Raw genomic sequence first — 13,492 nt, forward strand, 5'->3', positions numbered from 1 at the left:
AAAAAACCCGCCAAACTTGGGCAGGTTCTTTATTTATGTATTCGCAAGACACACGAATCACAAGATTAGCTGAATCATAGTTAAACTGTCGGAAACCGTCAAGCTACTTTTGCAAACTTTTTTTGATTCTTTAATTCGTCTGCTGCATCCTGACGTTCTATTTCATTGTCGTGCATTGCGTCCATAACGAATTGGTGAACCTGATGCAATCGAACATATACCGTGTCACGGCTACACTTTAAGCGATTTGCTATTTCGTGCCCTGTCGCTTCTTTCAAATAATAATATTCGACGAGACTAAACAATTCCGAGCGCGATTTCTTGAGCATCGCAATGATCAAATCAATTTCAAGTGATTGCTCATCGATGCCAATGATATCACCACGCTGACCACCGGATACGCGTACACAAATCGCAACGGAAGATGGAAACCCTAAACCGCCATCACGGCGAATACGTGACCAACGCGCCCAATCTAACAAAAGCTTATCAATAAACTGAATCATTCCATCTCCTATGTTTCGCCAATTTACCTACAACAAGTCAAAAATATTCTCTTAAATTATTTGTTCATAGTTGTTCATACCTATTAATAAACCCTGAACACCGGATTAACCGCATGGGTATTAGCTGTGTGCAGGGTGTGCAGGGTGTGCAGGGTTAATATTGAGATATCGCGAGCGATTAAAATAAAGCTTAATAACTTAAAATAGTCACCTCTCGCGCATGCGCAAGGAACCCTGAACACCCTGAACACCCTGCACAGAACCAATATTGACGCGGTTTTTGTATGTTCATGGTCGCAACTCAACCCCGATTTACCCTGTACATATTTAGACATTATTTCACCATCGCATTTCTGAACGCATTGCAATCTTTACTCATATCTTTGTCGTTATCACCTATGAGTAAAACGGTTACCATCTTGGTATCAGCGGATCCGTTAAGCAAGACGCGCTTACGTGTTTTGAGCTCGCGACCGCTAATCAATTCACTAAATTTCGTCAGCGATAGCTTTTTCTCGTTTGATCTCTCACACCACCGCAAAAACGCGTTGTGCAAGTCTTCTGTCAAACAGGAGCAATACGGGATATCTAACTCTTTCGCACTCCAGCGCTGGTAGAAAGTTTCCCAACTCGGTAAGCCGAAAGTGATCACCGCGTCTTTTGAATCAGTACGCACCGGCTTCGTATGCTCATCAAAATCCCCTAGATCAAGATGAAGCAAATAATAGTAAAAAGCCTCACATGCGCCCGCAGCAATTGCCGCTTTGAACTTCGCATAAAAATCCGCCCCCATGTGGTTAAGTGCCTCAATCACCTGAAAGCGGCGATCCTCTGCATCTAATGGCAAAGGCTGTCTTTCATTCGACAAAAACACACCGTTTAGATGATTTTCTTCGACGCGCTCTGGCAGACCTTTTGGATTAATCCGCATGTCTTTGCCTGTGATCATATGTTTTATGGTGCCAATATAGTTATGACGCTCTGCTCTACCAAGAACCTCCTCAAACAGAACAAAAGTCTTTCTTGATCGCCAGTCCGTAAAATTAGATTCAAGCTGATGTTGGCCGGCAGTGGTTCCGTATTCACCATAAATCGGACGAATAATTCCGTCAAAAAATAACGACTTACCGGTACCCTGCTTTTCACCAAACATGAGAACCGCCGTCGCCATCTTTGCTCCAGGGTGCTGAAGTGGATAGGCGAGCCACTTAACAAGCCAATCTAAGACTTCCTCCGCATTGCGTTCACTTGAACACAATGAGCCAAGTAATGTCAGGCAAAGTTGCTGCAATTCCTCGTTATATTTCGGTACCAGCGGATAACCCGTGAACATATTGATGTGCGTCTCGGGATCGCATCGCAGGGACGGGTCAAACACTAAGTTATCGGCATCCCTCATTTCCCGCCGCGGATGCTCCAACCAACGACTCGCCAAATCTGGATAAGCAGAGCGCAATGGTCCCAAACCGATAACTTTACGTGCCGTTCTATCCCACACCGTTTCCGTGCCGTAAAGAAGAACATAGCGGTCAAGTAGCTCGCGCAGTGGATCGCCCCCGCCCCCCTCAGTACTGCTGATGGCTCGACCAGATTTAAGTAAAGGCAAGTCACGCGAATCAATTTCTTTTCGCTCCGGATGGTTTAGCCACTCTTTTGCCAATGCATTCCCTGCAAAAGCGGTGAACGCTGCTTTCTTCAATAACTGCCGATTCAGGCTATCCCAGACGTCGGTCTTACCATACACAAGCATAAAATGCTCGAGCAGCGATTCAATCTTTGGGAGCACGCGTTCCTTATTGGCATCCCCAACTGAAAGGGTCTGAGAATCGTTGCTTTCCGGGGCATCAAAAAAAGAGGTGACAGGAGAATTTACAATACTAAATTCATGTGCGAGCAATTGCGATTGCAACGTTTCCAGGCTTTCTGAAACATGAAGATCATTACAATCAGTAAGCATCGGTAATGATTCATCTTTTTTTGATTCACGACGCGGCACACAAAAAACTGGCAAAAATACCGAAGCATTCCCTATGACACTAGCAGCCGAAGATGCTTTTTCAAATCCAGCATTGCCGGTCAAGTAGTCGTCGTCCGCACAAAATACAATATGATTGCTCGGGTAAATCGCACGTAAAATTTTTGTTCCATGAATCAACCCTGACGTATCAAAGCAAACGAACACCGTTGACTTATATTCGAGAGCCGCACGAATTGATCCGCCTGTCGCATAACCTTCGCAGACGTATATCACTTCATCAAATGAAATATCACTTTGACCGAGGCGAACCATTGCACCCTGCTTGTCCATTCCGCCGCTATATTTCTTCGTACCATCAGCCTCGATTTGTTGTTTGCCGACAAGTTTTGCGGGAACTTCGTCATAGCGCAACATTGGAATAATAATTCCACCACCAGTCAAAAAGCGGCAAGCTTCGGCCATGACCTTCTTTCGCTCCAAGTATGGTGAAACACCATCTTTTTCTGCCATACGCCACTGCGATCCCGCGCGAACTGCAGCCGCCGCTGCCGCCTTAATTCGGTTTTCTTCGGTTTTCTTAGCCTTCGCTTCGCGCTCTGCTTTTTCTGCGGCAACCTTCGCTGGATCAACAACGATGTCTTCACGGTCAATAACGAAACCAGCATCTTTCGCAGCGCCAAGCAACGAACCAATACCAACTTTCCCACCCTCTTTAATTGACTTCCAAACCGACTTAGTAGAACCTTCCGAATAGCTAGATGAAGATGCGCTCCATTGATCCCATGTGTCAAATGCTTGCTCACCGTATTCTGCTTTGAGCGCCATGCCCATGCGAACCCAGGTATCACGATCTTCAGGCGACACAAAACCCAGCGCCTTACGCGCTGTATCTAACGAAACTGGATTCACTCGATAACCTCCCCATTTGGAAGTTTGCGCAAGTTACCCATAAGAGACGGAATGCTCAGATGGTCATCGGCACCTGGCCTATACGGTGCTGCCGCTTGATGACGAGCTCTGGTTGACATCGTACCTATTACCAAAGCCGGTGCCAATTCTTCAGCCGTCTTCTCATTTGATTGGGCTAATTTCATTGCTGCATACCTTCAAGCCGATGCAGCATTGCATAAAGTGCCTCTTGCGCTTTATAGACCGCCTTGCGAACGCATGCGATTTCGTGCGCCTCTACACGGCCATCTGCAAGTGTTGCGTTGACGGCGGTACCGACATCACCCTCAGCCTTCCAAACTTGCGTTATCAAATCGAGAACCGCCATGTCAGAGGCATTCGCCTTTGCATCAGCATCAACACGAATGCAAATAAAGCCTCGATCTCCTGCCAACGCATGCAAAACCTGAAAATCACCGGTGAAGTCCATCACGCGCTCTACGTCATTCAAAGTTGGATGGTTTGTTGCAGTGTTTGGATTGGCCTTATTGCGTAGCACCTGGGCACTCATATTCAGGCGCGGAGCCAGTGACTCAATGCCACCCGGCGAATCAAAACAAGTTCTGTAAAAAGCATCTGCCGCCGTCGTCATGTAAACCCCGCCAAAATAAATGTAGAAATTCTCTTAAATATGAACAACACTAGGTACATCAGTTAAGAAGTTGAATTTGACGCCCAAATATCAGGTCTTAAGTTTGCGAGAGTTAATCGCGGTTCAAATTCAACCAACTTCTTACAAAGCGCTGGACTTGGATTTCTGTGATGTCCCGCAATTTGATAAAAATAACCAACTGATCTTTGAACCTTCAGCGCAAGAATTTCACGTTCTTCGCGAGACACTGATTTAAGGTAAGTTTTCATATCCATAACCAAACTTTATCAAAATGAGAAACTTAACGCAACATAATTTATCATTTTGAGAATTTACCATTTTGATAAATCGCAGGATAATAAAAAAATGGCTCATATAAACGACATACGACGACTAAATACGCGCCGCCTTGCTTCTGAAGCTGGTGGCCCGGCAAATTTCGCGCGTAAAGTTGGCTTTACAGACTCTCGTGTTAGCCAATTAATTGGCGATAAGTTTTCACGCAATATTGGTGATAAAGCAGCAAAGATGATTGAGGATGCCTACGGTTTAACGCACGGATGGCTCGATATAGACCACGAAAAACGCAAAAGCGCGCAAGAAGATAAGACGGGACATATACTTGATGAAAATGAGGTCAACTTGGTGTACGCGACTAACAAAGAAATTACGCTACTCACTAAGTATCGAGAATCCACTGCGCAGGGAATGAAGTTGATTGAAACAGCAGCCGCGACCAGCGAAAAAGATGTTACGAAAATTAGGTCCATCAAAGCTGGATAGATCAAAAATACCGAGAACGGTAGATTATTTCGTTAGCGGGAGTAAGTTTGAGCATTAATATCATGGTGCGTATATTGCACCCATGAACATCGCTCACAATATAGATGTTGCCATGCGATCGGCAAACATAAAATCTCACGCTGAACTCTCTAGACGATCAGGAGTGCCTGAATCGTCACTTTCAAGAATATTAAAAGGCGCAGCCGAACCAAGTATCGCGAACTTAGCTCTCATTGCTGATGCTTGCAACACTACTATCGACATTCTTGTGACCGGCACTGAAAAGCAATCCTTAGATTTAACGCCTTTTCCTTTAATGTACGTCAGCCAAGAGGAAGTTAAATTATTAACCCAGTTTCGTGAAGCAAGTAAGATGGGGAAACAACTAATCAAAACCGCTGCTTCCACAGCTGAAAAAGAGTCATCCCTTAAATCGACGAACTAAACGAAGCTTTGCTCGCTCTCTTCGCGGATTAAGTTTAGCCCACTCTCTCATCATTTTCATTATCTGAGAAAATGCTTCTGGGTCAGTCGATTTCTGTATTTCACGTAATTCTTCAATTTGCGATTTTTCTACATCATCCATACGTCACCTTACCGCTTAACAGTGTTTAACATTCTGTAACTATATTCTATTTATTAGTGCAATTTTTTGATTTTTACGCAAATGCATTTGCGCATTGATTAAGACGATTTACAACAATTGTTAAAAATTATAGTTTCTCCATTTCAACATTTCATGCTTGCACCCAATATGCACTCATTAAAAAAGAGTGCTCATCGTGAAAAAACTTGATATCAATGATTTATATCTAATCCAAGCGATTGATAAGGCGGCTAGCCTATCCGGTGCTGCAAGCAAATTAGGAATTTCAGCAGCTGCCGTTTCTCGTCGCGTAAAAAAGATTGAGAAATTAATTTCTGCGCGTTTAATACATCGTCCCGGACCATATCGACTCACGTTCGAGGGCGAGAGCTTTTTAAGATTGGCGAATACGGTACTTGATGAACATGAAAAATTCATGACCGATGTGGCACGAATTAAATCTGGGCAAGAAGTGCTACGCCTGATTGGAAATAGCAGCATTATGATTTCCGACATTCCTCAAGTAATTGAAATGCTTTGCATTAAATATCCAAATATCAAAGTCGAAATTGCAAGCGGGTCTCAGAGCGAGATTATTCAAAAAGTACTTAAAGGCGACATGTCTGCCGGACTAACGCCAGACAACCCTAAAGTTCTTGGAATTCAATATTTCAAATATCGATCAGACCAGCTATGTGTACTTGCACGCGGTTCACATCCAATCGCCAACTTTGAGTCTATAAATTTTATTGACGTATTGAAATACCCATTGATCGGCGCTGATGATACAAAACAAATTTACTCGCTAATCGATACCATGGCAAAACGTGATGAATTAACGCCCGAATACTTAATCACGGTTTCAAACTTTGACCTCCAAGCAAACTTAGTTGCACAGACGGATCTAGGGATTGCGATTATGCTTGAGAGCATCGCACGTCGTTTTGAAAACCAACTTTCTCAAGCAGTTAAAGTTATAAGACTTAACGACACATGGGCTGAGCGAAATCTGTACGTTTGCGTACACGATATCGCCGCCACATCCAAAATAACTAATGATTTCATTCGACTTCTACGACGTCGTCATAAAGTGATCGGGCAACAATAACAACTTTTTTCTCAATTTGATAAAGTTTTCTTGTTTTTTATTTCTCTTTTTGATAAAGTATCTCCATCGACTAACCGATGGAGAAAAAAATGAACTTCAACCACCTGAAGCATCTGTTTTTAAAAGTCCACGAAGTAACTAATCAGCACCATAAGTCAATAAAAAAACGCGTATTCATCATGTCAGCTCGCATGTTGATTGGTATCGCAATTTTGGTAGATCAAAAGTTGGCCAGCATCGTTCGTAGCATCTGGAGTACAGCGAAATGAAAAAAATTAAATTTCGCAAATCCTATGCAGCTCCATGGATTGCACCAAAGAATCTTCAAAAAACTTTTCCAAGCTTACTGGAAAGCCTTGTCGCACTTATCTGCTTCATCATATTTTTAGCGTTTGCTGGCTATGATCAAATGGAAGACGAGAAAAAAAGTGCTGAAGTTATTTCAAATGCCAAATATGCAGCACTGCTCGACGACGCCGAGCACGTCAAAGAAATGACGGCTATCGCCGCCATTAGCAACGACATACCTGCTCAAAAATAAGCCAAATCATGGCTCGCATCAATCCCGACAAAGCTGCTCTTGAAATCGCCTATAAGCGACTTGGAATTACTTTGTCATACAGCGATGCCATGAAAAATCCAACTTATAAAAAGTTAATCGAAGCAAGAGCAAGGGCTCATGTACGCCAACGCGATCGCTTTGATTTAAAGAAGTTGCAAGCCAACGATAACGACTAACGAAAGGACGATCATGACCATCGCAGAAACCGTACCAGCAATAATCGCAACACCACTCATCACAACCGCAATCCCGCGCATTGGCACATTTTGGGCAGAGCAAGGCGGCGTCTATGCTGGCATCGTCGCAGGAAAAAAAGGCGCACCGGATTACCACCTGATTCATGCCACATCGGAACACGAAATTTTCGATGCCGACTGGCAGGGAGCCATCGAAGCAGCGCAAGCACCGATTAATGGTCATAGCGACTGGTCGCTTCCGGATCGCCGTGAAGCGCGTCTGCTGGCAATAAACTGCCGCGATAGCTTTGATCTAGACGAATGGTACTGGACGGCTTCGCAGGTTGCCCACAACGCCTCTTGCGCCTGGATGCAGTACTTCGACGGCGGCAACCAGTACGACCTCGGCAAGTCGTACCATTACCGCGCTCGCGCAGTCCGCAGATTATCAATCATTGAGTAATTCAGTCATTTGATTAACCACGGGCACAAGCCCGTTCTCGATTTTTTTTGGAGACATCATGTCAGGAAAAGCATTTGCAGTAACCCTGCAAGATTTACGCGACGGCCGCGTTCACGCCGAACTTTCTCAACAGTTCGGAGAGCTTGTAAGCAAGGTCAAAGAGACCGGAAAAGGCGGCGAAATCACGTTAAAAATCAAAGTGAAGCCGCAAGGGCGCGGAGGCGACATTGACAAAGTAATCGTTTCTGATGCGATAACCGTCAACATGCCAAAACAAGAGCGCGGCGAAGACTTCTTCTGGCTCACAGAAAACAACGAACTAAGCCGCAATCACCCTAAGCAAGGCAATCTCGAATTGCGCGATGCCACCCCTACCACCCCTGCTAAATTTAAGGAAGCATGATCATGCAAGAAGTTATTCAATCTACTATTCAAGCACTGAAAGAATCGTTACCGGCTGACGCACAAGTCACGCAACAAGACGCCACAACCCATTTGTTACTTCGAGACAATCAGAAACACATCGATATTACCGATGCAATCGAGCGCGCGCAAACGTCTGCGAATCGCAAGAAAAACACCCAACAACTGACCGAAATCGACAGCTTCATTCAATACACCAAAGATCAAAATTGCCAGAACGAAGGCTATATCTACGCCGACCCAGAAAACCGCACGCTCACTGCCGTTTTCAACGATTTTGCAAGCAACACTTCAGGCTGGCGCGACCATCGTGCGGTTTTCACTGCAGCGTTAAGCCGCGAGTTCAGCAAATGGAGGAGTAACGATCGCAAGCCAATGTCACAAGAAGATTTCGCTATTTTCCTCGAAGACAACATTGCCGACATTGCAGAGCCGTCCGGAGACACCATGCTATCTGTCGCGCTGACACTAGAAGCAAAAACATCGGCCAATTTCGCTAGCAGTAAGCGACTGGATAACGGCCAGATTCAATTTGCCTACGTTGAAAACATCGATACACGCGCCGGCTCCGGCCTGATTGAAGTTCCCCGCGAGTTTGCCATCGGCGTTCGTCTCTTCAAAAACGGCGACGGCTACCGAATTCGCGCTCGCCTGAAATACCGCCTGACATCCGGGAACATTAAATTCTGGTACGAACTCGACCGACCCGAAAATGCACTCGAAGATGCATTCTCCGAGTACATCGCCAAGGTTCAAGCGATGGAATACGGCTACAAATTGCTGTACGGACGAGCATGACTGCGCGCCTTGAAAGAGGCGATTGCGTGACCTTCGACTGCCACATTCTCGGCACCGTTGAAGGTCATATTCAAGCGCTGACCAAAGACATCACTAACGGCCAACCCTATGCGATCGTTCAATTATCCAACCAACCTACTAGCTGCATCTGTCATGAGCCAGTGGTGAATCTAAGGAAAGCAGCATGAGAACCCGATCTCGCGACAAACGCGCTGCGCGGCAGCGGAAATTTACCCACAAATGGCAAGCGAATCCGGTCGGCGGTCTTAGCGTGATTCAGAGCAGCTACTTCGCGCAGAACATTGCCCCGCAAAAGCTCGACGGCGATCAGCGCTTTGAAATCTCAAAAACTGGCTGGGCATCGCTCACCGTCGTTGTCGCCGACCATGCCGCCAATGTCGATCACTGGGCCGATCTGGCAACTGTCGCGAATCTGGCACTGATGCTGGCCGAACAAGGATACGGTTCTGAACACGAAGCCGTTTTCATCCGCGCCCAAGAAGCCCTCACCCGCATGTATGCACGCGGCACACAAAAAAATATCTGGCGACTGGATGGAGCTGGATTACAAGACATGCGCGACACACTGGAGCTGCACGACCTCCAATGTGAACACGTAACAAACGGCGACATACAACAAGCCCTGACAACAATCCGCGATCGCATAGTCAGCGGAAATGTGTTTCAGATTCAGCTTTCGGAAGTTGCATAAATTTCAATTTCTTATACGGAGCAAAACATGAATATCACGATGGAAGCTATCAAAGAGCAACACAACAAAGTCGCAGAAATGATCGCCGCATTCGAAGCGACCGCAACATTATCCACAGCATTCCCGATCACCGTTAATTTTCCGCAGATGAATGCCGGCGAGCAGTACGTCGGAAGCATCATCAGCGCGAACGGTACCAAGCGCGAACACATCATCCTACTGCCCGGCGAACTCAAAGAGGGCAACTGGCAAGCCGCCATAAACTGGGCCGCATCAATCGGCGGCGAGCTGCCGGATCGCGTTGAGTCCGCCCTACTCTTCGCAACGATGAAAGATCAATTCAAGCCGGAGTGGCACTGGACTCGCGAGCAGCTTGCCCACGTCGACTCTTACGCCTGGGTGCAGGACTTCAACGACGGCGGCCAGTACTACGACGACAGGTCGGGCCGTTACCGCGCTCGCGCAGTCCGCAGATTATCAATCATTGAGTAATTCAGTCATTTGATTAACCACGGGCGTGAGCCCGTTCACGATTTTTTTCAGCATGGCTATCCATCATCAATTACCGATTTATAAAGAAGCCTACGAGCTTCTGAGGCTGGCGACGACAATCACCAAGAATATGCCTAAGGATTTCAAGGCGTCGATTGGCGGCGAAATTCGCTCTTTGTGCGTGCAAAGCGTGCTGCTGATTGCACGCGCAAATGCCGCACAGGAAAAGGCTTTGCATCTGACGAAATTGCTGGAGCAAATTCACGCCGTCGAAATTTTATTCCGCCTATCGAAAGACATGCGCTTTATTTCGATCGGTCAATTTGCAAACGCAATCGAGATCACCGATGCGATCGGTAAGCAGGCGAATGGATGGCGCAAGTCCGCAACCGCTCCAGCGCCCGATACATCGATGCCAAGGCAGCAATGTCAGCGCGCTTTAATTTAATCTGGTCATGCCGCTGGGGCAGCCGCATCGCCCCACCGCCACGCGCACCACAGAGACTACCGGCGCATGCCCGCAAGTCTGGCGCAGTTATTTTATTGATCGGCAACCACCTTCGACGAAACGACGTAGATAGCATGAATAACCGCAGAATGCCCACAACGACTCTTACGCCTGGATGCAGAACTTCAACAACGGCAACCAGAACAACAACAACAAGTCGAACCATTACCGCGCTCGCGCAGTCCGCAGATCAAATGGAAGCGGCACCGAGCCGTGCTGAACCTTTATTCGCAGAGCTCGTTCAGGCATATTTCGATTGCCGCAAAAACAAACGAAATAAGCCCAGCGCGCTCGCATTCGAGCAACAGCTTGAGTGCAACCTGATCCAGTTGCACGAAGAACTGATCAATGACCGCTACACGCCAGGCAAGTCAATTTGCTTCGTCGTCACGCGCCCGAAAGCCCGTGAGGTCTGGGCAGCCGACTTCCGCGATCGCATCGTGCACCACCTGCTTTACAACAAAGTGGCGCCGCGCTTTTACGCCAGTTTTATCGCAGACAGCTGCGCCTGCATACCGGGACGTGGCACGTTATACGCAGCGAATCGGCTGGACGCAAAAATCCGCAGCGCATCGCAGAACTGGTCAAAGCCCACGTATTACCTGAAATGCGATCTCGCCAATTTCTTCGTTAGCATCGACAAGCGCGTGCTGCAAACGCAGCTCGATCAACGCATTACCGAACCATTTTGGCAGCGGTTGACGCACACGATCTTATGGCACGACCCACGCCAGAACGTCGAAATTCGCGGAGAAAAAGAGCTACTGGCGAAAGTGCCGCAGCACAAGCGCCTGACCGAACAACCAGCTCACCTCGGCCTGCCGATCGGCAACCTGTCGAGCCAGTTTTTTGCGAACGTCTATCTGAACGCGCTTGATCAGTTCATCAAACACCGGATCGGTGCCCGGCATTACATTCGATACGTCGACGATTTTGTACTGCTACACAACTCCACAGACTGGTTGAATACCGCGCTGGCCGATATCGCCGCATGGCTGCCGGCGACGCTTGGCGCCCGGCTCAACAACAGCAAGACCATCCTGCAGCCGGTCGCGCGCGGCGTGGATTTTGTGGGCCATGTGATCCGGCCGTGGCACACGACCACACGCAAACGTACAGCAATGGAAGCCGCACATCGGATCAAGACAGCAAAACAAAGCGATGTCTTTACGATGACGAATAGCTACCTCGGCCTGATACGCCAAGCAACTGCCAGCCACCAGCACCAGACGCTGATCGTTAAAGCGGCGATGCGTAGAGGATTTGCAGTGAAGAGTGATTTAACGAAGATTTATAGAGGTGCAAAATGATACATGCAGCACAAACGCCCAAGCTACTGAATAGCAATGACGTCATGGCACGACTTGGCGTCAGCAACACCACACTCTGGCGCCTGATAAAATCCAACACCATTCCAACACCACGCAAGCTCGGTCGTCTGAATCGCTGGGTAGAATCGGATATCAATCTTTACATTGAGAGTCTAACCAGTCAGACCACCACTGCATAAGCTCGCGCCGCTGAGGCAGATACTCTGCCCGGTGGTAAGCCGCCCTTACCTCATCTTTTTCCTGATGCGACAATTGCCGCTCAATCACGTCTGCATGAAACTGCGGCTGTTGATTGAGCACAGTACTCGCCAGCGCCCTAAAACCATGAACAGTCATTTTTCCGCGATAACCCAACCGGTATAGTGCAAACAGCAGCGTATTTTCGCTCACCGTATACCCAGGTCGCAGCGGAGACTCAATCACAACACCCGCGCCGGACGAATACTGCTTAAGCTCATCAAGGATTGCCAAAGCTTGCGGTGTCAATGGCACAACATGCGGAATACGCAACTTCATCCGGTCAGCCGGAATCACCCAGACTTTCTCGTCAAAATTAATTTCCGACCACAACATACCTCGCAATTCAGTCGAGCGAACGAAGGTATGCGCAATAAATCTCAGCGCAAGCCTGGTCACTGGCTCCTCATACGTTTCAATGGCTGCCAGCAATGGCCCGACCTCAGATGTTGAAATGCTTGCCATCGGTTTTTTGACTTTGCGGCTTGGCAGAACGCGCGTCAAGCCGGCTGCACCGTGAGTTTCCAGAACGCCAATATCCTGAGCATAATCAAAAATCATTCGGATACGGCCAGCAACGCGATGCGACGTTTCTGGGATATGAGATAACTTTTGAACAACCGTCACCAACTCTGTGCGTGAAATTTCGTTGATAGGCTTATTACCAATAAAGGGAAAAACATATTCCTCCAGCGTGGAAGGAATTTGTTTTTTGTGCTTTTCGTTACTCAGATCAGGCAATTTGATCTCAAACCAACGACGGGCGACATCTTCAAACGTCGGAACCTTTTTCACCTCTTCGACAGCCGCATGCTTACGGCTCAGATTTGCCATCCGCGCCTCAGCTAAGCCCATTTCAGGAAATTGCCCGTACGTTGCTGTCTTTTGTTTACCACTTTCAGTGTAGTTTGTTCGCCAGACTTTCGCACCGGCCGGAGTGACAAATAAATAAAGGCCCGCACCGTCTGCCATCTTATATGCTTTATCCTCAGACTTGGCTGCCTGCACTGCTTTTGCTGTGAGTTTCATGGGTCATGGTATACGTTTTTTCGTACCATGATTTATACCATGTTTATATTTGGGATAGATAGAAATAAGTTGAAATGATAAGAAATTATTAAAACTAGTATTTCCTATGAAAAAAGCCCCTTGCGGGGCTTTTAGAAATACTTTGAAACTATGTCTTGGCGGAGAGGGGGGGATTCGAACCCCCGATACCTGTTACAGTACGCCTGATTTCGAGTCAGGTACATTCAACCACTCTGCCACCTCTCCGGCTTTGGTTGTTC

Annotated in this window: 18 protein-coding genes and 1 tRNA gene; 14 read left to right on the plus strand and 5 right to left on the minus strand. The window is 47.2% G+C overall.

Annotation, left to right across the window (positions count from 1 at the left end; genetic code table 11):
• Positions 1–98 precede the first annotated feature (98 nt).
• The 3 genes from ACO0K2_RS11855 to ACO0K2_RS11865 form a co-directional block, all read right to left on the minus strand.
• The gene (locus ACO0K2_RS11855) at positions 99–506 is read right to left on the minus strand and encodes an antiterminator Q family protein (protein WP_423018989.1); all 408 of its coding nucleotides are present in this window, start codon (positions 504–506) and stop codon (positions 99–101) included.
• Positions 507–840: 334 nt separating this feature from the next.
• Complete coding sequence (locus ACO0K2_RS11860) at positions 841–3,393, minus strand: DUF5906 domain-containing protein (RefSeq protein ID WP_423018991.1); 2,553 nt, start codon at positions 3,391–3,393, stop codon at positions 841–843.
• A gap of 181 nt (positions 3,394–3,574) precedes the next feature.
• Complete coding sequence (locus tag ACO0K2_RS11865; protein ID WP_423018993.1) at positions 3,575–4,024, minus strand: phage regulatory CII family protein; 450 nt, start codon at positions 4,022–4,024, stop codon at positions 3,575–3,577.
• Between the two features lie 324 nt (positions 4,025–4,348).
• Here ACO0K2_RS11865 and ACO0K2_RS11870 point away from each other — a divergent pair, with 324 nt between their 5' ends.
• The 14 genes from ACO0K2_RS11870 to ACO0K2_RS11935 all read left to right on the plus strand — a co-directional run bounded on the left by ACO0K2_RS11870 (position 4,349) and on the right by ACO0K2_RS11935 (position 12,145).
• Positions 4,349–4,807, plus strand: a complete 459-nt coding sequence (locus tag ACO0K2_RS11870; RefSeq protein ID WP_423018995.1) for a hypothetical protein — start codon at positions 4,349–4,351, stop codon at positions 4,805–4,807.
• An 82-nt stretch (positions 4,808–4,889) separates the two neighbouring features.
• Entirely contained in the window at positions 4,890–5,252 is a 363-nt protein-coding gene (locus tag ACO0K2_RS11875; protein WP_423018997.1) for a helix-turn-helix domain-containing protein, read from the plus strand.
• Between the two features lie 337 nt (positions 5,253–5,589).
• Positions 5,590–6,501, plus strand: coding sequence for a LysR family transcriptional regulator (locus tag ACO0K2_RS11880; protein ID WP_423018999.1), 912 nt, complete (start codon positions 5,590–5,592; stop codon positions 6,499–6,501).
• Between the two features lie 265 nt (positions 6,502–6,766).
• A complete protein-coding gene (locus tag ACO0K2_RS11885; protein ID WP_423019001.1) occupies positions 6,767–7,042 on the plus strand; it encodes a hypothetical protein in 276 nt (91 codons plus the stop codon).
• Between the two features lie 8 nt (positions 7,043–7,050).
• Positions 7,051–7,239 carry a hypothetical protein gene (locus ACO0K2_RS11890; RefSeq protein WP_423019003.1) on the plus strand — a complete coding sequence of 63 codons (189 nt, stop codon included), beginning with the start codon at positions 7,051–7,053 and terminating at the stop codon, positions 7,237–7,239.
• A gap of 13 nt (positions 7,240–7,252) precedes the next feature.
• Positions 7,253–7,702, plus strand: coding sequence for a DUF1566 domain-containing protein (locus tag ACO0K2_RS11895; RefSeq protein WP_423019005.1), 450 nt, complete (start codon positions 7,253–7,255; stop codon positions 7,700–7,702).
• A gap of 58 nt (positions 7,703–7,760) precedes the next feature.
• Positions 7,761–8,105 carry a hypothetical protein gene (locus tag ACO0K2_RS11900; RefSeq protein WP_423019007.1) on the plus strand — a complete coding sequence of 115 codons (345 nt, stop codon included), beginning with the start codon at positions 7,761–7,763 and terminating at the stop codon, positions 8,103–8,105.
• A 2-nt stretch (positions 8,106–8,107) separates the two neighbouring features.
• On the plus strand, positions 8,108–8,923 hold the full coding sequence (locus ACO0K2_RS11905; protein ID WP_423019009.1) for a DUF2303 family protein: 816 nt from the start codon (positions 8,108–8,110) through the stop codon (positions 8,921–8,923).
• On the plus strand, positions 8,920–9,111 hold the full coding sequence (locus ACO0K2_RS11910; protein WP_423019011.1) for a hypothetical protein: 192 nt from the start codon (positions 8,920–8,922) through the stop codon (positions 9,109–9,111). The genes ACO0K2_RS11905 and ACO0K2_RS11910 overlap by 4 nt, the downstream gene beginning before the upstream one ends.
• Positions 9,108–9,635: a hypothetical protein gene (locus ACO0K2_RS11915; protein ID WP_423019013.1), complete on the plus strand. Its 528-nt coding sequence runs from the start codon at positions 9,108–9,110 to the stop codon at positions 9,633–9,635. The genes ACO0K2_RS11910 and ACO0K2_RS11915 overlap by 4 nt, the downstream gene beginning before the upstream one ends.
• Before the next feature lie 27 nt (positions 9,636–9,662).
• A complete protein-coding gene (locus ACO0K2_RS11920) occupies positions 9,663–10,127 on the plus strand; it encodes a DUF1566 domain-containing protein (protein WP_423019015.1) in 465 nt (154 codons plus the stop codon).
• Positions 10,128–10,179: 52 nt separating this feature from the next.
• The gene (locus tag ACO0K2_RS11925; protein WP_423019017.1) at positions 10,180–10,575 is read left to right on the plus strand and encodes a four helix bundle protein; all 396 of its coding nucleotides are present in this window, start codon (positions 10,180–10,182) and stop codon (positions 10,573–10,575) included.
• Positions 10,576–10,829: 254 nt separating this feature from the next.
• The gene (locus tag ACO0K2_RS11930) at positions 10,830–11,945 is read left to right on the plus strand and encodes an RNA-directed DNA polymerase (protein WP_423019019.1); all 1,116 of its coding nucleotides are present in this window, start codon (positions 10,830–10,832) and stop codon (positions 11,943–11,945) included.
• A gap of 44 nt (positions 11,946–11,989) precedes the next feature.
• Positions 11,990–12,145 (plus strand): helix-turn-helix transcriptional regulator, encoded by a 156-nt coding sequence (locus ACO0K2_RS11935; protein WP_423019395.1) that lies wholly within the window; start codon positions 11,990–11,992, stop codon positions 12,143–12,145.
• Here ACO0K2_RS11935 and ACO0K2_RS11940 read toward each other — a convergent pair.
• Both ACO0K2_RS11940 and ACO0K2_RS11945 read right to left on the minus strand, forming a co-directional pair.
• The gene (locus ACO0K2_RS11940) at positions 12,099–13,232 is read right to left on the minus strand and encodes a tyrosine-type recombinase/integrase (protein WP_423019021.1); all 1,134 of its coding nucleotides are present in this window, start codon (positions 13,230–13,232) and stop codon (positions 12,099–12,101) included. The genes ACO0K2_RS11935 and ACO0K2_RS11940 overlap by 47 nt on opposite strands.
• Positions 13,233–13,388: 156 nt before the next feature.
• Positions 13,389–13,478: transfer RNA gene (locus tag ACO0K2_RS11945), tRNA-Ser, on the minus strand.
• Between the last annotated feature and the right edge of the window lie 14 nt (positions 13,479–13,492).

The sequence above is a fragment of the Undibacterium sp. MH2W genome (assembly GCF_049340215.1).
Lineage (GTDB): Bacteria > Pseudomonadota > Gammaproteobacteria > Burkholderiales > Burkholderiaceae_D > Undibacterium.